Annotated in this window: 15 protein-coding genes; 4 read left to right on the top strand and 11 right to left on the bottom strand. The window is 72.8% G+C overall.

Annotation, left to right across the window (positions count from 1 at the left end):
- Positions 1–70: 70 nt before the first annotated feature.
- From O7629_RS04715 to O7629_RS04705, 3 genes are all read right to left on the bottom strand, one after another.
- A complete protein-coding gene (locus O7629_RS04715; protein ID WP_278167720.1) occupies positions 71–973 on the bottom strand; it encodes a 3-methyladenine DNA glycosylase in 903 nt (300 codons plus the stop codon).
- 65 nt (positions 974–1,038) lie between these two features.
- The gene (locus O7629_RS04710) at positions 1,039–1,548 is read right to left on the bottom strand and encodes a hypothetical protein (RefSeq protein ID WP_278167719.1); all 510 of its coding nucleotides are present in this window, start codon (positions 1,546–1,548) and stop codon (positions 1,039–1,041) included.
- Positions 1,545–5,048 (bottom strand): diguanylate cyclase, encoded by a 3,504-nt coding sequence (locus O7629_RS04705; protein WP_278167718.1) that lies wholly within the window; start codon positions 5,046–5,048, stop codon positions 1,545–1,547. Before O7629_RS04705 ends, O7629_RS04710 begins: the two co-directional genes overlap by 4 nt.
- Before the next feature lie 276 nt (positions 5,049–5,324).
- On the opposite strand from O7629_RS04705, the gene O7629_RS04700 reads away from it, so the two are divergent.
- Positions 5,325–6,869 carry a S8 family serine peptidase gene (locus O7629_RS04700; RefSeq protein WP_278167717.1) on the top strand — a complete coding sequence of 515 codons (1,545 nt, stop codon included), beginning with the start codon at positions 5,325–5,327 and terminating at the stop codon, positions 6,867–6,869.
- A gap of 34 nt (positions 6,870–6,903) precedes the next feature.
- Here the strand turns inward: O7629_RS04700 and arfB are convergent, their stop codons facing one another.
- From arfB to O7629_RS04675, 5 genes are all read right to left on the bottom strand, one after another.
- Positions 6,904–7,332, bottom strand: a complete 429-nt coding sequence (gene arfB, locus O7629_RS04695) for an alternative ribosome rescue aminoacyl-tRNA hydrolase ArfB (RefSeq protein ID WP_278167716.1) — start codon at positions 7,330–7,332, stop codon at positions 6,904–6,906.
- Positions 7,333–7,378: 46 nt separating this feature from the next.
- Complete coding sequence (locus tag O7629_RS04690) at positions 7,379–8,275, bottom strand: trypsin-like peptidase domain-containing protein (protein ID WP_278167715.1); 897 nt, start codon at positions 8,273–8,275, stop codon at positions 7,379–7,381.
- An 85-nt stretch (positions 8,276–8,360) separates the two neighbouring features.
- Entirely contained in the window at positions 8,361–9,323 is a 963-nt protein-coding gene (locus O7629_RS04685) for a VWA domain-containing protein (RefSeq protein ID WP_278167714.1), read from the bottom strand.
- The gene (locus tag O7629_RS04680) at positions 9,323–10,327 is read right to left on the bottom strand and encodes a DUF58 domain-containing protein (protein ID WP_278167713.1); all 1,005 of its coding nucleotides are present in this window, start codon (positions 10,325–10,327) and stop codon (positions 9,323–9,325) included. The genes O7629_RS04685 and O7629_RS04680 overlap by 1 nt, the downstream gene beginning before the upstream one ends.
- Complete coding sequence (locus O7629_RS04675) at positions 10,324–11,370, bottom strand: MoxR family ATPase (RefSeq protein ID WP_278167712.1); 1,047 nt, start codon at positions 11,368–11,370, stop codon at positions 10,324–10,326. Before O7629_RS04675 ends, O7629_RS04680 begins: the two co-directional genes overlap by 4 nt.
- A 205-nt stretch (positions 11,371–11,575) precedes the next feature.
- On the opposite strand from O7629_RS04675, the gene O7629_RS04670 reads away from it, so the two are divergent.
- A complete protein-coding gene (locus O7629_RS04670; protein WP_278167711.1) occupies positions 11,576–12,583 on the top strand; it encodes an endonuclease/exonuclease/phosphatase family protein in 1,008 nt (335 codons plus the stop codon).
- A 55-nt stretch (positions 12,584–12,638) separates the two neighbouring features.
- Here the strand turns inward: O7629_RS04670 and cimA are convergent, their stop codons facing one another.
- The gene (gene cimA, locus O7629_RS04665; protein WP_278167710.1) at positions 12,639–14,243 is read right to left on the bottom strand and encodes a citramalate synthase; all 1,605 of its coding nucleotides are present in this window, start codon (positions 14,241–14,243) and stop codon (positions 12,639–12,641) included.
- Between the two features lie 336 nt (positions 14,244–14,579).
- Here cimA and O7629_RS04660 point away from each other — a divergent pair, with 336 nt between their 5' ends.
- Entirely contained in the window at positions 14,580–15,041 is a 462-nt protein-coding gene (locus tag O7629_RS04660; RefSeq protein WP_278167709.1) for a PRC-barrel domain containing protein, read from the top strand.
- A 97-nt stretch (positions 15,042–15,138) separates the two neighbouring features.
- Entirely contained in the window at positions 15,139–15,879 is a 741-nt protein-coding gene (locus tag O7629_RS04655; RefSeq protein WP_278167708.1) for a tyrosine-protein phosphatase, read from the top strand.
- A gap of 60 nt (positions 15,880–15,939) precedes the next feature.
- On the opposite strand, the gene O7629_RS04650 is transcribed toward O7629_RS04655, so the two are convergent.
- Together O7629_RS04650 and O7629_RS04645 are read right to left on the bottom strand one after the other, a co-directional pair.
- Entirely contained in the window at positions 15,940–17,037 is a 1,098-nt protein-coding gene (locus tag O7629_RS04650) for a branched-chain amino acid aminotransferase (protein WP_278174406.1), read from the bottom strand.
- 360 nt (positions 17,038–17,397) lie between these two features.
- A complete protein-coding gene (locus O7629_RS04645) occupies positions 17,398–18,429 on the bottom strand; it encodes a 3-isopropylmalate dehydrogenase (RefSeq protein ID WP_278174405.1) in 1,032 nt (343 codons plus the stop codon).
- Between the last annotated feature and the right edge of the window lie 2 nt (positions 18,430–18,431).

Raw genomic sequence — 18,431 nt, 5'->3', positions numbered from 1 at the left:
TGACTGAATTAGGGCAGCAGTCAGCAGGCGGCCACGATTGGCACAGAAAGCTGATGGTGAGTCGGAAATGTCAGCTCGGCTGGTTCAGCTGACCAAACCCATCGAATCGGGCGATAAACCGCAACAGGCGGCCCCGCAGTACCGCAGCCCGCTCGGCGAAATCCCGCTGCATCGTCGCGTACTCGGCCCGACCCGCCGCGGTCTCGATCCGCACCGGCGGATAGCCCAGTTCCCGCAGGTCGTACGGACTGGCCCGCATGTCCAGGTCCCGGATGTCACGGGCCAACTCGAAGCAGTCCACCACCAGCTCGCCGGGGACCAGCGGACTCAACCGAAAGGACCACTTGTACAGATCCATGTTGGCATGCAGGCAGCCCGGTTGTTCGAAGTCGGCCTGGTTGGAGCGCTGCGGGGAGAGCAGGTTCAGCGACCGCGCCGCTGGGGTGAAGAATCGGTACGCGTCGAAATGGCTGCACCGGATCCGCTGACCGTCGACGAACTCGGCGATGCCGGCCGGACTCATCCGCAGCGGCCACCGGTGGTGCCGGACCTCGTCGGCGGGCTGCCGGTAGACCATCGCCCACTCGTGCAGGCCGAAGCAGCCCAGGTGCGCCGGCCGGGTCGCGGTACGGGCCAGCAGGTCCCGTACCCAGGTCACGAACTCGCCGCGCCGGGCCAGCAGCCCGGCGGTGTCCACCGTGACCGCCACCCCGTCACCACACGGGACCGCCCGGTAGTCCCGGCCCCACTGCGCCGGCTCGGTGTCGGCGAGCCGCACCCCCGCCCCCGGATGCCAGCGACGCAGCTGCGCCGGCCGGTACGCGTAGTAGGTGAACAGAAAGTCCGCGACCGGATGAGACTCGCCCCGGCGGCGGCGCTCCAGGTGCCCGCCCACCAGCCGGTCGACGCGCTCGGCGTGCGCGTCGCGGCGCCGGGTCCAGGTGGCCCGGTCGAGCAGGGTGTCGGTCACCACCCGACCAGCGTAGGCCGACCCGGGTAGGCCGACCCGGGTAGGCCGACCCGGGTAGGCCGACCCGGTCAGTCCCCGTCGACCGGCTCGTCGTCGGCCGGCTCGTCGTCGGCCCGCCCGCCGGCCCGCAGTACCGCGTCCGGCCGGCAGAGCACACTCACCCGGTAGGACAGCCCCAGGTTGGACCAGATCTCGCCGCGCAGGGACAGGCAGATCCCGACACCGGGCTCGCCCTCGGGGTGCTCGAAGAAGTCCACCGTCGGTGCGGCGAGCGCGCCGACCAGCCCCTGGGTCTGCCGGGCGGTGGCGGCCACCTGCACCAGCCCGCCGGTCACCTGGATCTCCACGTCGTCCAGGGCGTCGACCGCGTACCAGTGGGTGTCCGGCAGGAACAGCTGCACGTCCACGCCGCGGCGGGTGTAGTCGGGGCCGGCCAGGCCGGTGTCGTCCGCCGGACGGTCACCGAGCCACGCGGTGCCGGCATAGTCGGTACGCAGCCGCTGCGCCTCGGAACGCCACTCGGTGACCAGGGTGTCGAGACGGGGTTGGGCGGCAAGGTGGACAGCTGCTTCGATCACCCCCGGGACCCTAGCACCGTGGCCGGGTCCCGGGGTCCCTCCGGTGCGCAGTCCAGTGCCTGGTCGACGACCAGGTCCAGCGGGGTGGCCACACCCGTGTACCAGGCGGCGTCGAACGAGTCACCGCTCAACGCGCGCCGGGCGGCGGCCAGTGCCGCGTCCCGCCGCTGCTGCACCGCCACCGGCGCGACCAGACCGAACCGGTACCGCAGCGAGTCGACCGCGGCGAGGATCCGTACCGCCAGGGCCGGATCGTCGTCGACGGTCACCTCCGCCACCGTCTCCAACGAGGTGGACAGGTCCGCCCGGTCCCCCAGCTCGAACCGCCGTTCCAGGGCCGCGACGAACAACCGCAGCGCGGCCGGCCGGTCCCCGCCGGCCAGCTCGCACTGCCCGAGATGGTGCAGCGCGACTGCCTCGCCGAACAGGTCCCCCAGCCCGGTGGCCAGGTCGAGCGCTTCCCGGGCCACGGCGGCCGCGCCGGCCGGGTCCGGCCGGGCGAGCAGGATCTCGGCCAGACAGGTCAACCCGAGCAGTACGCCACGACTGTTGCCGGCCTCCCGCTCCAGCGCCAGGCACTGGTTGATGTGCCAGTCGGCGTCGGCGATGTCGCCGGCCCGCAGACAGACCTTGGCGAGGTTGCCGAGCGCGATCGCCATGCCGGGCTTCGCCCCAAGCTCGCGCCACACCTCCAGGCCGTACCGGAAGTGTTCGCCGGCCTCGTCGTACCGGCCAGCGAGCATCGCCGCGACGCCGAGGATGTTGCGGGCCTGCGCGACGCCTTCGGCGTCGCCGGCCTGCTCGGTGAGGCGCAGGCACTCCCCACCGAGTCGGGCGGCGGTGGCGGTGTCGTCCTGGGTGGCGGCCAGTACCGCCGCCGGATAGAGCAGTCGGCGGCGGTGCTCCACGGCCAACCCGGCAGGGGCGGAGAGCAGCCGGTCGAGCCACTGTCGGCCGTCACGGATCTGGTTGCCGTTGCGCCAGTACCGCCACAACCCGAGGCACAGCCGAGTCGCGGTGGCCAGGTCGTCGGTGGCGAGTGCATGCTCCAGCGCGGCCCGCAGGTCCGGGTATTCCTGGTCGAGCTCGTCGGCCCAGCGGCTCTGCTCCGGCCCGGCCATTCCGGCGGCCGCCCGGTCCGCCAGCCCGGCGCAGTACGTCAGATGGTTGCGCAGCTGCCGGGCCCGCTGCCCGGCGGTGCACAGTTGCCGGGCCCGGGTCTGGATGGTGTTCAGCATCGCGTACCGGCGGGTGCCGGACCGCCCGGTCACCGCCACCACCAGGCTCTTGCGGACCAGCGCCTCCAACGCTTCGGCGACGTCGTCGACGGCCGAGGACCCGGCGCCGGCCACCGGCCCTGCCCCGGCCACCGGCCCCAGCCCGGCGACGGCGGCCACGGCAGCTGCCGTCGGCTCGGCGGTGAAGACGGCCGCCGCGGTGAAGACGTCCCGGTGCGCGGGCTCCAGCAGGCCGAAACTCCAGTCGACGGTGCCGTGCAGGGTCCGCTGGCGGGCCGGCCGGTCGCGTGGCCCGGGGCCGAGCAGGTCCAGATGCGGGCCGAGCCGGTCCAACAGCGCCGCCGGGCTCAACTGGTCGGTACGCGCGGCGGCCAGCTCGATCGCCAGCGGCAGGCCGTCCAGCCTCCGGCACAGCTCGGCGACCGCCGGTAGCGCGTCGGCGGTCAGCCTGAAGTCCGCGTCGGCCGTCCGGGCGAGCTGGTCGAACAGGGCGATCGCCGGATGCTGCGCCACCGCGCGGGCGGCGGCCGACGCCCCGCGCGGCAGGTCGTCGAGCCGGGGCAGCGGCAGCGGCGGCACCCGGTAGACCTGTTCGCCGTAGATACCCAGCGGCTCCCGGCTGGTGGCCAGCACCCGAACGCGACCGGCGGCGGCCAGCAGCTGACCCAACGGCGGGCCGGCGGCCAGCGCCTGTTCCAGGTTGTCCAGCACCAGCAGCAACTCGGTGTCCGCGGTGTGGTCGACCACCGCGTCCAGCACCGCCTGTCCGGCACGCACCGGCACGTCCAGCGCGGCGGCGACCGCGGTGAGCACCTCCGTCGCGGTGCGGCTGGCGGCCAGCGCCACGAAGCACACCCCGTCGTCGAACCGGGCCGCGAGGCTGGCGGCCACCGACAGCGACAGCCGGGTCTTGCCGATCCCGCCGGCCCCGACGAGAGTGACCAGCCGGCTGGTCGCCAGTAGCGCGTCGATCCGGGCGACGTCGCGGTCCCGGCCGATCAGCGGGGTCAGCGGGGCCGGCAGCCGCACCCGGCGCCGTGGCCGGCCGAGCAGGTCCGGGCTCAACGTCCAGCCGCCGGTGCCGGAACCGACCAGACCACGGCGGCTACGCACCCGGTCGAGCTCCCGGTCGGCGGCGGCCGGTAGCCCACCGGTCTGCCGGACGAACCAGTTCACCAGGGTCCGGCTGGGCTCGCCGCGCAGCGCGGTCCGCAACCAGATCCGGGTCGTCGCCGGCGACCACGGGGTCAGCTCGATCTGCTCCAGCTCCGGCAGGTGCACCCCACCCGGACCGACACCGGGCAGCGGGCCGGGACCGGTCACCGTGACCGGTTCGCCGGCACCGACGGGTCCGGGCGGCCGGGCCGGCCGGGCCGTTTCGGTGCTGGCCTGCACCAGCCCGAGCACGGCGGGCAGCAGACTCGGGCGGGACCAGACCCGCAGCAACTGTGGGACCCGGTCGACGGCGGCGAGGTCGGCGATCAGCAGAACCTGGTCGGCGAAGACCGGCAGCGGCAGCGGCTCCGGCTCGGGTGGCACCGTGACCACGGCGAACCCGCGCAACGCGGCCAGCCGGGCGGTCTCGGCGAGGAAACGGGTGTGCCCGGCACCGCGCTGCCCGTGGATTCGGGCCGAGCCACGGCCGGTCACCTGCAGCCGGGTCAGGAACTCGTGGGTACGGCGCAGCGCCTCGTCGCGTTCCCACAGCCGGGATCCGGTGTCGTCGGCGATTTCCACGTCGTCGGCGACCGCGCTGTCGCGCCCCCGCCGTTTGGCGAGGTAGTTGCGTCGGTCGGCGTGGTCCAGCAGGTGCTCGGCGGTGGTGCCGTCGGCGGGTGCGGTCGCCACCCCGAGGCTGACCGTCAGATGCAGCGGCGGGTCGCCGGAGAACTCGGTGTTGCGGATCCGTTCGGTCAGCCGCAGGGCGAGCCGGACCGCCTCGGTGCGTCCGGTCTGCGGCAGTACGACGACGAACTCGTCGCCGCCGTACCGGAACAGCACGTCCTGCGGCCGGCAGGTGGCGCGGACCCGCTCGGCGAGCTGGCGGAGCACCCGGTCGCCACGCAGGTGGCCGTAGACGTCGTTGACGGTCTTGAAGAAGTCGACGTCGAACAGGAACACCCCACAGGGGTGCCCCGCCCGGCTCAACTGGCGTCTGAGGAATGGCTCAAGGGATGCGCGCTGACGGGCTCCCGTGACCGGATCGGTCGCCGCCACGTCGTACGTCTCACCGCCCTCGTCACCACCGGCGTGCCGGGTCACCGGACCCGCCTGCCGCGACCTGGTGGGCCGACGGGCGTGTCGGCATGGTTAACGGGTGCCCTCTGTGTACGGCACCACCGAATTGGATGCTATCCGTCAGTCACCGGGCATGGGAGTCCACCGGCCCGACGCACGTCCTGCACGATAGGAGGATGTTCGTTCTCACCCGAGAGGTTTCTGCTACGTAACATGTCCACCGTGGTGCCGGGGACGCGTCCCTATCGGATGGACCCACCGGTAGCCATGATCTTGTTATTCGTCAGGAGGATCGCACCGGTGCCGACGATAAGCGCTGTACGCGAACAGCGCGGATACCGAAAACAAATCGCTGCACTGTCGACGGTCGTGGTGCTCGCCGCCACCGTGGCCGGCGGGCCGGCGGCGCGGCCGGCCGGCGCACCGGCCGGTGTACCAGCCGGGGGCTTCGCCAGCCTGTGGAACGGCTCCCCCGGCATCGGCCAGGGCACCTCGCTGGCCGACGTGCGCAGCATCGTCGGTGCGAACACCCCGGCGACGGCGGCGCTGGACGGCACCGGGATCGGCATTGCGATGATCGACACCGGGGTGGTACCGGTCCCCGGCCTACCGGCGAACCGGCTGGTCAACGGCCCGGACCTGTCCTTCGAGTCCCAGGCGACGAATCTGCGCTGGCTCGACACCTACGGGCACGGCACCCACCTCGCCGGCGTACTGATCGGCGACGATCCGACCAGCGGCGCGCGCGGGCTGGCGCCGAAGGCGAAACTGACCTCGGTCAAGGTCGGTACGGCCAACGGCGCGGTCGACGTCTCACAGGTCATCGCGGCGGTCGACTGGGTCGTCGCCAACCGCAACCACGACCCCACCCATCCGATCCGGGTACTGAACCTGGCGTACGGCTCCGCCGGCAACCCGGCCTTCTGGACCGATCCGCTGCACTTCGCCGTCGAACAGGCATGGCACGCCGGGATCGTGGTCGTGGCGGCCGCCGGCAACGACGGCAACGGGTTCGGTCGGCTGGACAATCCGGCGACCAACCCGTACGTCATCACGGTCGGCGCCAGTCTGACCAAGGGCACGCTGACCACCGCCGACGACGAACTCGCGCCGTTCACCAACCTCGCCACGGCCGGCCGGCAACTGGATCTGCTGGCCCCCGGCGAATCGGTACTGTCGCTGCGCAACCCAGGGTCCAACGTCGACAACCGTTATCCCGGCGCCCGGGTCGGCAGCACCCTGTTCCGGGGCACCGGCACCTCGCAGGCGGTCGCGGTCACCTCGGCCGTCGCCGCGCTGCTGCTGCAGGCCAAGCCGTGGCTCACCGCCGACGAGGTCAAACAGGTGCTGGTGGAGAGCGGTACCTTCCTGCCCACCGGCGGGGGCGCGAACCTCGGCCTACGCAGCATCAACCTGAACGCGGCGCTGACCTACACCCCGGTGTGGCAGCCGCAGCAGTGGACCAGGTCCGACGGCCGCGGCCCGATCGACGCGTCCCGGGGCACCAGCAGAGTGGTCCGCAACAACGTGACACTGCAGGGCGAGCAGAGCATCTTCGGCCCGTTCAGCAGCCCGGCCTGGGCCAGCCAGTCCGCGGCCCGGACCGCCTGGACCGGCGGCGTCTGGCTGGGCCACCGGATGGCCGCGGACGGCTGGACCGGCACCTCCTGGGCCAGTCGCACCTGGGGTGGCGCGGTCTGGACCTCGCCGTCCTGGGACGGCTCCGGGTCGTGGGTGGACCCCGCCTGGTCGAGCCACTTCTGGTCCACCGGATCGTGGACGCCGGGCGACTGGGGCTCGCACTTCTGGTCCACCGACAGCTGGGCCAACGCCTGCTGGTGCTGACCGGGCCGAATAGCTGACCGGGTCGCGTACCTGGTCAGTCAGGATCGCCGCGGCGCAGACGCTTCGTCTGCGCCCGGCGTTTCTTGTCGCTGATCCGCCGTTCCTTCGCCGCCCGGGACGGCCGGGTCGGCCGACGCGGCGGTGCCGGCGGCGCGATCGCCTCGCGCAGCAGTGCGGACAACCGGTCCCGGGCCGCGGCCCGGTTCGCCAACTGGTTGCGGTGCTCGCTGGCGGTGACCGTCAACACCCCGCCGACCAGCCGGTTGGCCAGCCGCTGCACCGCCCGCTGGCGCAGCCACGCCGGCAGCGCGGCCGAGCCGGCGACGTCGAACGACAGCTCGACCCGCGAGTCCGCCGTGTTGACGCCCTGGCCGCCGGGTCCGGACGAACGGGAGAACCGCTCGGTCAACTCGCCCGCCGGGATCACCACCGAGTCGGTGACCCGCATCTCGCCTGCCGCCATCATCCGACAGTACCGCCGCCCTCGGCGCCGACCACCTGGGCGGTGGTCAGCCGCCCCGCCGGATGATCTCGTCGGCCGTCTGTTCGGCCCGGTGGATCGGGATGGCGAAGCCGATGCCGATCGACCCGACACCCTCCAACGTGGCGATGGCGGTGTTCACCCCGATCACCTCGCCGTCGACGTTGACCAGCGGCCCACCCGAGTTGCCGGGGTTGATCGACGCGTCGGTCTGCACCGCGGTCTGCCGCCCGCCGTTGCCGAGCATCACCTCACGGTCCAGGGCGCTGACGATCCCGGCGGTGACCGTGCCGGACAGGCCGAGCGGGGAGCCGACCGCCAGGACCGACTCGCCGACCTGGGTGGCGCCGGGCTGGGCCAGGGCCAGCGGACGAAGACCGGCGGACGACGGCACCCGCAGCACCGCGATGTCGCTGCCCGGGTCCCGGCCGACCACCTCGGCGACGATCCGCCGACCGTCCTGGGCGACGACGCTGACCTGGTGGCCGTTGAGCGGAGTCCCCGGTTCGCTGTCGCCGTCCAGGATGTGGTCGTTGGTGATGATGTGATGCTGGTCGTCGATCGCGAAGCCGGACCCACCGGAGATCATGCTGCCCCGTTCGACCTGGACCGACACCACGCCGGGCAGCACCTTGGCCGCCGCCGCCACCAGATCCGGCGACACCCCGGGGGTGGCCGACGGCGACGGCAAAGTCGCCGGCTGTCCCGCGTCGCCGCCCCAGCCGGCGACCACCGCGCCGGCCAGCCCGCCGGACGCCGCCGACAGGGTGAGCACCGCGGCGACGGTCAGCAGCCGGCGACGCCACCGTCGCGGCGGGCTCGGTGCCGGCGGTACGGCGGAGCCGTCCAGCCCCGGCCAACGGTCCGCGTCCGGCGAGACGAACCACGGGCCACGCGGCTCGCCCAACCCGGTAGGCACAGTCATTGGGCTCCTCCTCCACAGGTCCAGGTCGGGTCTGGCGCGGGGGTGACGCGGGTCGGGCGCGGGTCAGGCGCGGGTCGGGCGCGGGTCAGGGCAACCGGGAGAACCACAACAGCGAGGTCCCGGCGGCGGCCACGGCGAGCAGTAGCCCGAATCCGATGAACCGGGCCGACACGTCGGCCAGCTCCAGCCGGTAGCCGACCGAGGTGCCGATGTCGGCGTAGACCGCGCTCAACTGGCTGCTGCTGGCCGCCTCGTGGTAGGCGCCGCCGGTCAACTCGGCCACCGCTTCGAGGTTCTCGCCGTCCACCGGCACCCGCAGCGGCCGGCCGCCGCCGTAGTCGATGTATCCGGCGGCGGTCCCGACCGAAATGGTGTCGATCGGGATCCCGGCCTCCACCGCCTCGGCCGCCGCCGACTCCGGCGACCGCCCGGAGGTGTTCGCCCCGTCGGACAGCAGCACGATCCGGGCCGGCGGGACCTCCTCGGCGGCCTGCGCGTCCAGCGACCGGATCGCCTCCAACGACGTCTTGATCGCCTCGCCGATGGCGGTGCCCTGGGCCCCGGTGATCCCCTCGGCGAGCCGGTCGATGCCGGCGCCCAGCGCCTCCCGGTCGGTGCCCGGCCCGACCAGCACCGAGGCGTTGCCGGCGAACGCCACCAGGCCGACGTTGAACTGCGCCGGCAGGTCGTCGACGAACTCGTGCGCCGACCGTTTGGCCGCGCTGAGCCGGTCCGGTCGTACGTCGTTGGCCAGCATCGAGGTGGACACGTCCACCGCCACCATCACCGTGGCCCGTTCCCGGGGCACCCGGACCTCGTCCATCGGCCGGGCGAACCCGGCCACCAGCAGCGCCAGCATCGCCAGGAACAGCCCGGCCGGCAGATGCCGACGCCAGGCCGGACGCTGCGGTGCCACCCGGTCCAGCAGCCGCAGGTTGGTGAACCGGACCGCGTACCGGGCACCGCGCCGTTGCATCAGCAGGTAACCGCCGGCCAGCGCGGCAACCGCGGCGAGCAGCCACAGCCGCTCCGGGGACTGCCAGGTCATCAGAGTCCTCCTGCCGGTACCGGGGCGGGACGGGCCGGTGGGCAGCCGGCCAGTTGCCGTTGGCGGTGCACGTGCCGGACGATGTCGGCCACCCAGTCCCGGTCGGTGCGCAGCGCCAGATGGGCCGCGCCGGCCCGGCGGATCGCCCCGGCCACCTGGCCACGCTGTTCGGCGGCGGCCTCGGCGTACCGTCGCCGCAGGTCCTGGCTGGCGGTGCTGATCTCCCGGCGGCGGCCGGTCTCCGGGTCCTCGACGGTGATCACCCCGACGTCGGGCAGGTCGAGTTCCCGGGGGTCGGTCACCTCGATCGCCAGCACCTGGTGCCCGGCGGCGAGCCGGCGCAGCGACCGTTCCCAGTCCGGCCGGCCGGCCGGGTCGTCCGGCAGTCCGTCGAGGAAGTCGGAGACCACCACCGCCAACCCGCGCCGGGTGGCCGCCCGCCGGATCCCGTCGATCCCGTCGGCCAGCGGCGGCGGCGCGTCCCGGCCGGACCCGCCGGCCGGTACCCGGGGCGCCGCGAGCATCGCACGGAGCAGATGCAGCAGATGGTCCCGGCCGGTCCGGGCCGGAAACCGGCGAACGCCGCCCGCCCCGATCAGCTGCGCCCCGACCGCATTGCCGGTGCCGGCGGTCAGGAAGCCGACCGCGGCGACCGCCGCCACCGCCAGTTCCCGCTTCTCCAGCTCGCCGGTGCCGAAGTCCATGCTGGCCGTCCCGTCGACCAGCAGCCAGCAGGTCAGCTCCCGGTCGGCGTCGACCTCGCGGACGTGCGGCACGGTGGTCCGGGCGGTGACCGCCCAGTCCATCCGGCGTACCTCGTCCTCACCGGGCCGGTACTCCCGGCTGCCGGCGGGTTCGCTGCCGGCACCGGGCAGCAGGCCCAGGTGCTGGCCGTGCAGCAGGCCGTCGAGCCGCCGGGTGACGGTCAGCTCCAGCCGGCGCAGCGTCTCCGGTGGGGTCAGCTCCGGCAGGGTGGCCGGACCGAGCGGGCCGTCGCCGGTCACGCGACAGCCGCCAGTCCGGGTCGCTGGTCGTGGGCCGGCGCGATCCGCGGCGGCGGGACCACCTGGATCAGCCGGCGGACGATCGACCCGGCGTCGACGCCGTCCGCGACCGCGTCGAAGGAGAGCACCAGCCGGTGGGCGAGCACGTCGGTGGCGAGTTCCCGGACGTCCTCGGGCAGCACGTAGTCGCGGCCGCGCAGCAACGCCAGGCCCCGGGCGGCGGCGACCAGGCCGAGGGTGGCGCGCGGGCTGGCACCGTACGCCAGCAGCCCGGTCAGCTCCGGCAGCCCGAACAGTTGCGGGCGGCGGGTGGCCAGCACCAGCCGGACGATGTACTCGGCGAGCGCGTGATGGACGAACACCTCCCGGGCCTGCTGCTGCATGGTGCACAGGGTGGCCGCGTCCAGCACCTGGCGGGGCTGCGGACGGTCCACCCCCATCCGGTAGAGGATGCCGAGCTCCTCCTCGTCGGTCGGGTAGTCGACCACGACCTTCATCAGGAACCGGTCCCGTTGCGCCTCCGGAAGCTGGTAGACCCCCTCGGACTCGATCGGGTTCTGGGTGGCCAGCACCAGGAACGGGTCCGGCACCGGGTAGCTGCGGCCGCCGATCGAGACCTGCCGCTCGGCCATCGCCTCGAGCAGCGCCGACTGCACCTTGGCCGGCGCCCGGTTGATCTCGTCGGCGAGCACCAGGTTGGCCATCACCGGTCCGAGCTCGACGTCGAACGACTCGGTCGACGCCCGGTAGATCCGGGTGCCGACGATGTCGGAGGGCACCAGGTCGGGGGTGAACTGGATCCGGGAGAAGCTGCCGCCGACGGCGACCGCGAGGGTCTGCGCCGCGAGGGTCTTGGCGATCCCCGGTACGCCCTCCAGCAGGCAGTGTCCGTTGGCGAGCAACGCGGTGAGCAGCCGCTCGACCAGCCGGTCCTGCCCGACGATCACCCGTTTGACCTCGAACAGCGCCTGCTCCAGCGCGGCCGCGGCCGGAGTGGCGTCGGCTGGCTGGTCCGTACTGACTTGTGGCTCGGTCGTCGTCATCGCACCGTCCTTGACGCTGGTCGCCAATCGCCGGTCGGCCCCGCGGTGCGGGGCCACTGCGGCGCCGGCCGGGGGGTGCCCCGGATCGGGCCGTTCTAACGCCGGGATCCGTCTCCGACCGGGTGATTGACCGGCCGGGGTGGTACGACCGACACCGGACCGGGGTGGCCCGTCCACACCGGGACACACCGGATACCGTTCCGGCGTGACCGCGCCGCAGACCAGCCCCATCCCGCAGCCCCCGGCCAGCACCCGGCGCCGGCCGGCCGGTTGGCTGGTGTGGCCGCTGGTGCTGCCGGGGCTGCTCTGGGCGGTGCTGCGGCTGGCCGGCTGGGAGTACGGCCCGCTGGTGCAGCTGCTCGCGTTCACCCCGTACGTGGCGGCTTGGACGGTTGTTCCGCTGGCGGTGGCGGTCTGGTCCCGGCGGCGGTGGGCGAGCGGCGCCGCGCTGCTGGCGGTGGTGCTGCTCGCCGTCGCGGTGCTGCCCCGGGCGGTGCCGGACGGCGGCCGGACCGCGACCGCCGCCGACGGGGTCACGGTCCGGGTCGCCACGGCGAACCTGCTGGCCGGGGCGGCGGACCTGACGGTGCTGATGGAGTTGCTGCGCCGGGAGCGGGTGGACGTGCTGGCGATGCAGGAGTTCACTCCGGCGGCCGAGGCCGAGCTGGACCGGCTCGGCGTCGGCGACCTGTTGCCGTACCGCCGGGCCGATCCGGAGGTGGGGACCACCGGGTCGGCGGTCTACGCGCGCTGGCCGGTCACCGACGACGGGGTACGGCGCAACGTGGGCGGCTTCGCCCAGTCGTACGGCACGGTCCGCCCGCCGGGCAGCGGGCCGGTGCGGGTCGAGTCGGCGCACCCGATGGCGCCGTTCGCGCTGCACACCCTGTCGTCGTGGCGGGCCGACCTGGCCGGGCAGCCCCGCCCCGACCCGCAGGGCCCGCCGCGAATCCTGGCCGGCGACTTCAACGCCACCCTGGACCACGCGGCGCTGCGCCGGCTGATCGCCACCGGCTACATCGACGCCGCCGACGCGACCGGCGACGGGCTGGTCGGCACCTGGGGGCCGTACGACGGCAGCCCGATCCCGCCGGTGACGCTGGACCGGGTGCTGGTGGACGACCGGATCGGGGTGCGGTCGGTGACCGTGCACCGGGTGCCCGGCAGCGACCACCGGATGGTCGTCGCCGGGCTGGTGCTGCCGGCCGCTTGACCCGGAGCGCCCGCCCGGGGCCAGGGCAGGTCACCGGTGGCCCCGGCCGGGCAGGTCAGACGCCGGTGGTGGTCCGGCTGCGGGCCAGTCCGTAGGTGAGCGCGTCGACCAGGGCGTGCCAGCTGGCCTCCACCACGTTCTCGTGCACCCCGACGGTGGTCCAGTCCCGGGCGTTGCCGTCGACCGTCTCCACCAGCACCCGGGTGATCGCCCCGGTGCCCTGGCTGCCTTCCAGGATCCGCACCTTGTAGTCGGCCAACCGGAACTCGGCCAGGTCCGGGTAGTGGCTGCGCAGCGCCACCCGCAACGCCTCGTCGAGGGCGTTGACCGGGCCGTTGCCCTCGGCGGTGGCGATCACCCGCTCGCCGCGTACCCGAACCTTGACGGTGGCCTCGGAGACCACCGCGCCGTCCTCGCGGTGCTCCACCAGCACCCGGTAGGACTCCAGGGCGAACGGCCGGGTGGTGACGGCACCGGTGTCGGCCGCCAGCTCGGAGCGGACCAGCAGCTCGAACGAGGCGTCGGCGGCTTCGAAGGACCAGCCGCCGGCCTCCAGCTCCTTCACCCGCTTGGTGACCCGGGACAGCGCGTCCGGATGGCCGGCCAGGTCGACACCGAGTTCACGGCTCTTCAACTCGATGCTGGCCCGGCCGGCCATCTCGGTCACCAGGATCCGCATGTCATTGCCGACAACCGACGGGTCGACGTGGTTGTACAGCAACGGATCCACTTTGATCGCACTCGCGTGCAGCCCCGCCTTGTGGGCGAAGGCGGCGGCCCCGACGTAGGCCTGGTGGGTGTCGGGGGCGATGTTGGCGATCTCGGCGATGGCGTGCGAGACGCGCACCATCTGTTCCAGGCAGCCGTCCGGTAGGACCGGCAGCCCGAGCTTGAGTTGCAGGTTGGCGACGACGGCGAACAGGTCGGCGTTGCCGGGGCGTTCGCCGTACCCGTTGGCGGTGCCCTGGAAGTGCCGGACGCCGGCCTCGACGGCGGCGATGGTGTTGGCCACCGCGCAGGAGGTGTCGTTCTGGCAGTGGATGCCGAGCCGGTCGGCGCTCAGCCCGGTCCGGTCGACCAGGTCGGCGATCGCCGCGCCGATCTGCGACGGCAGCATCCCGCCGTTGGTGTCGCACATCACCACGACCTCGGCGCCGGCGGCGGCCGCCGCGCTGACCACCGAGGCGGTGTACGCCGGGTCGTGCCGGAAGCCGTCGAAGAAGTGTTCGCAGTCGAGGAAGACCCGCCGGCCCTCGGCGACGAAGTGCGCGACCGTGTCGGTGACCATCGCCAGGTTCTCCGCGCCGGTGGTGCGCAGCGCCCGCTCGACGTGCCGGATGTCGGACTTGGCGACCAGGCAGACCGCTGGCGTCTCGGCGTCGAGCAGGGCCCGTACCTGTGGGTCGTCGGCGACCTTGACGCCGGCCTTGCGGGTGGCACCGAACGCGACGAGTACGGCGTGCCGCAGGTCGAGTTCGGTGCGGGCTCTGCGGAAGAACTCGGTGTCCTTCGGCATCGCACCGGGCCAGCCGCCCTCGATGAAGCCGACGCCGAAGTCGTCCAGCAGCCGCGCGACGGCGAGTTTGTCGACCACCGAGTAGCTGATGCCCTCACGCTGCGCACCGTCGCGCAGAGTCGTGTCATAGACCTGGAAAGTCATCTCGATCCTTTCGACGGACGTCCCGTACCACCCGCTGCTCGCGCCGGGCCGTCCTCACCCGCTCGTCCGGCCGACCTCGTACGGCCAACAAAAAGACCCCCCGCGGATGCGGGAGGTCTGCGCGCTCGGCGGACGGTTGCCGGGCGCGCTAGCTGCCAATAATGAGTACGAGGCGAGTCACGCAGGGTACTTTGCCACCGACCGCGCCCGGACCGGTAGTCGAATCCACATCGCGGGACAGCGGGATCGTTCGAGGTCAGGTGTACCGATCGAGCGCCATGGGTATTCCTGGGACGACGACGCAGTCAGTTCCGCCGAGCGAAGGAGTGACCTCCGATGGACAGGCTCGATCCGCAACACACCGCGCTGACGGGGCCGGCCGGTGGTCAGGGCGACGTCGTGGGCGGTACCCCGGCCGGCACGTTCGACCCGTGGCGCTACCGCGACGACGCGGGGGTCGACGGCGCCAACCTGGCCGGCTACCACGTCGAGGCGACCGACGGTGGCATCGGCCGGATCGACTCCGCCACCGAGGAGGTGGACGGCAGCCATCTGGTGGTCGACACCGGGCCGTGGATCTTCGGCCGGAAGGTGATGCTGCCGGCCGGGGTGGTCAACCACGTCGACCACGACGCGCAGAAGGTCTATGTCGACCGCGACAAGGGCCAGATCAAGGACGCCCCCGAGTACGACGAGACCAGCGCGAAGGATCCGGCGTACCGCGACAAGCTGAGCGCCTACTACGGCGGTGCCACCGGCACCCCGGTCCCGCCGATGGCGCCGGGCCGGATCATCTGACCCGGTGACGACCCACCCGGTGCGGGTGGCCGGTGCCACGTGGCGCCGGCCACCCGCACCGTTTACCGGTGTCGGCCCGGCTGGCTACCGTAGAACGATGACTGCCGCCGCCACCCGCTCGTTGGCCTTCGCGACCATGTTCAACTTCCGTGACATCGGGGGCTACCCGGGGCTCGACGGCCGCACGGTCCGCTGGCAGCGGATCTACCGGGCCGACTCGCCGCACCGGCTCGACGGCGACGACGCGGCGGCGTTCGACGCGCTCGGCGTACGGACCGTGATCGACCTGCGCCGGCCGCACGAGGTCGAAACGTTCGGGCGAATCCCCCCGGCGGACGGGTTCGACTACCACAACATCCACCTGCGGCACCAGGACTGGGGCGAGATCCCCTACCAGCCGGAGCAGGGTGCCGCCCGCTACCTGGCTGACCGCTACCACGATCTGACCGAACAGGCCGCGGACGGTTTCGTCGCGGCGATCTCACTGTTGGCCGAGGCGCGGACCGCACCGGCGGTGGTGCACTGCATGGCCGGCAAGGACCGCACCGGGCTGGTCTGCGCGATGACGCTGTCCCTGCTCGGGGTCCGGGATTCGGTGATCGCCGAGGACTACGCGTTGAGCAACGCCGGCAGCGAACGGCTGCTCGCCTGGCTGCGCACCCAGGCCGGCAACGACCATCTGGTGCCGGTGCCGTTCTTCTCCTGCCCGGCCGAGGCGATGCAGACGTTCCTCACCGAGCTGCGGCAGCGGCACGGCTCGGTCGAGGGGTACCTGCGCACCGCCGGGCTGTCCGCAGACCGGATCACCGAGCTGCGCGCCCATCTGTTGACGCAGTGACCTGGGCCGAGCCGACGCGGTGACCCGGGCCGGGCCCGGGTCACCGCGTCACGGCACTGGTCAGAAGACCCGGTGCACCCAGCCGTCCGGGTCGGTGCCCCGGCCCCGCTGCAGGTCCACCAGACTCTGCCGCAGCGCCATGGTGACCTCCCCGGGCCCACCGTCGGCGACGGTGAACTCGCCGTCGGCCGAGCGGACCCGGCCGATCGGCGTGATCACTGCGGCGGTGCCGCAGGCGAACGCCTCACGCAGTCGGCCGCTGGCCGCGTCGGCCTGCCACTGGGCCAGGCTGACCGGCTGTTCCACGACCTGGTGACCGGCCCGGCGGGCCAGGGTGATCACCGACTCGCGGGTGATGCCCGGCAGGATCGCGCCGGTCAGTGGCGGGGTGACCAGCGAACCGTCGTCGTAGACGAAGAAGACGTTCATGCCGCCGAGTTCGTCGACGTACTGCCGTTGCACCGCGTCGAGGAAGACCACCTGGTCGCAGCCGTGCTCGATCGCCTCCGCCTGGGCCACCAGTGAGGCGGCGTAGTTACCCCCGCACTTCGCGGCTCCGGTGCCACCCGGCGCGGCCCGGGTGTAGACCGACGACGCCCAGACCGTCACCGGTTTGACCCCACCGGAGAAGTAGGAGCCGACCGGCGAGGCGATCACCGCGTAGAGGTATTCGCGGGCCGGCCGGACACCGAGGAAGACCTCACTGGCGAACATGAACGGTCGCAGGTAGAGGCTGCCGTCATCGCCGGCCGGAATCCACTGTCGATCAATTGTGATCAGGTGCCGCAACGAGTCGAGGAAGACCTGCTCCGGCAGGGCTGGCATGGCCATCCGGGCGCCGGAGGCAATGAACCTCGCCGCGTTGGCGTCCGGCCGGAACAGGGTCACTCCCCCATCCGCCGCATGATAGGCCTTCAGTCCTTCGAAGATCTCCTGGGCGTAGTGCAGCACCGCGGTCGCCGGATCCATCGGGATCGGCGCCCGTGGCTCCACCCGGGCGTCGTACCAGCCCTTGCCCTCGGCGTACCGGACGGTGACCATGTGGTCGGTGAAGATCTGACCGAACCCGGGATTGGCCAGCAGCGCGGCGCGTTCCGCGTCGGCTACCGGGTGTGGATTCGGACGGATCTCGAATTCGAGTTTGTCACCGCCGATCATCGGGCTGACCTCCATGGCGAGAAAGCGACGAAGCTGTGTGTCATGCAACTTACCCCGAACGTTCGTTCAGCGGGAACCGGCGCGGCGGCCGGTAAGTCCGCCACCTGGTGATTGGCCGTCGGCAGGGGTGCCCACGGCGAAGGCACGGTCGGTACGCCAACCGGCACCGGGCAGACGAGTCGAGCTGCGCAGCTTTGCGTAGTCGACGGTGCTGTACCGGACTGACGGCTTGGCGGCGACGGGCGCGGACCTGGGCCCGCCGACACGCGTGGTGTGGGCGGACTCCGGTCAGCGCGGTCGGCGCGCGGTGCGGCCCCGGCAAGGGTCGACCGGCGCGGTACGCGGGTCGACCGGTTGGGCTCAGCCCACGGCGTGGGCGGCCAGCCGATCGCCGATCTCGGCGGTACGCAGCGCGGCTCCCGGAGTGCGGGAGGCCAGCTCGGCCGCGACCGCCCTGGCTACTCGCTCGGCCGACTCAGGGTGACCGAGGTGGTCGAGCAGCAGCGACGCGGAGAGCACGGCGGCCACCGGGTCCGCGACGCCCTTGCCGGCGATGTCCGGCGCGGAGCCGTGTACCGGTTCGAACATCGACGGGTAGCGGCGTTCCGGGTTGATGCAGCCGCTGGCCGCCAGCCCGATGCCGCCGGTCACCGCAGCGGCGATGTCGGTCAGGATGTCACCGAACAGGTTGTCGGTGACCACCACGTCGTACCGCTGGGGCTGGGTGACCATGAACATGGCCGCGGCGTCGACGTGCTGGTACTCGGTCTCGATGTCCGGGAAGTCGGCCTTGACGGCGGCGAAGGTCCGCGACCACAGCGACCCGGCGTGGGTCAGCACGTTGGTCTTGTGCACCAGAGTGACCTTGCGCCGCTCCCGGCGGGCAGCCCGGGTGAAGGCGTCCCGGATCACCCGCTCCACCCCGTGCCGGGTGTTGAGGCTCTCCTCGGTGGCGACCTCGGCGGGGGTGTCGCGGTGCATCGTGCCGCCGGCGCCGGTGTAGAGGCCCTCGGTGCCCTCGCGGACCACGACGAAGTCGATCTCGCCCGGCTTGACGCCGCCGAGCGGACTCGCCGTGCCTGGCCAGAGCCGGGACGGACGCAGGTTGACGTACTGGTCGAAGGCGAACCGCAGCTTGAGCAGCAGGCCGCGCTCCAACACCCCGGGCGGGACGCTGGGGTCGCCGACCGCACCGAGCAGGATGGCGTCGTGATCGGCGAGTTCGTCCAGCACCGAGTCGGGCAGCACCTCGCCGGTGCGGTGGTAGCGGGCGGCCCCGAGGTCGTACTCGGTCGCCTCGACGCCGGGCAGCACCGCGTCGATGACCTTCCGGGCCTGCGCGGTCACCTCGGATCCGATGCCGTCGCCGGCCACGACCGCGATCCGCGCCATCG

The organism is Solwaraspora sp. WMMD792 (assembly GCF_029626105.1).
Lineage (GTDB): Bacteria > Actinomycetota > Actinomycetes > Mycobacteriales > Micromonosporaceae > Micromonospora_E.
Note: the sequence above shows the minus strand (reverse complement) of the source record. Positions and strands in the feature narration are given on the sequence as shown.

Coding starts and splice junctions, on each gene's coding strand:
- O7629_RS04675 (WP_278167712.1), bottom strand. CDS start 11,370: ATGACGACGACCGAGCCACAAGTCAGTACGGACCAGCCAGCCGACGCC.
- O7629_RS04650 (WP_278174406.1), bottom strand. CDS start 17,037: ATGATCGGCGGTGACAAACTCGAATTCGAGATCCGTCCGAATCCACAC.
- O7629_RS04690 (WP_278167715.1), bottom strand. CDS start 8,275: ATGACTGTGCCTACCGGGTTGGGCGAGCCGCGTGGCCCGTGGTTCGTC.
- O7629_RS04660 (WP_278167709.1), top strand. CDS start 14,580: ATGGACAGGCTCGATCCGCAACACACCGCGCTGACGGGGCCGGCCGGT.
- O7629_RS04645 (WP_278174405.1), bottom strand. CDS start 18,429: ATGGCGCGGATCGCGGTCGTGGCCGGCGACGGCATCGGATCCGAGGTG.
- cimA (WP_278167710.1), bottom strand. CDS start 14,243: ATGACTTTCCAGGTCTATGACACGACTCTGCGCGACGGTGCGCAGCGT.
- O7629_RS04655 (WP_278167708.1), top strand. CDS start 15,139: ATGACTGCCGCCGCCACCCGCTCGTTGGCCTTCGCGACCATGTTCAAC.
- O7629_RS04685 (WP_278167714.1), bottom strand. CDS start 9,323: ATGACCTGGCAGTCCCCGGAGCGGCTGTGGCTGCTCGCCGCGGTTGCC.
- arfB (WP_278167716.1), bottom strand. CDS start 7,332: ATGGCGGCAGGCGAGATGCGGGTCACCGACTCGGTGGTGATCCCGGCG.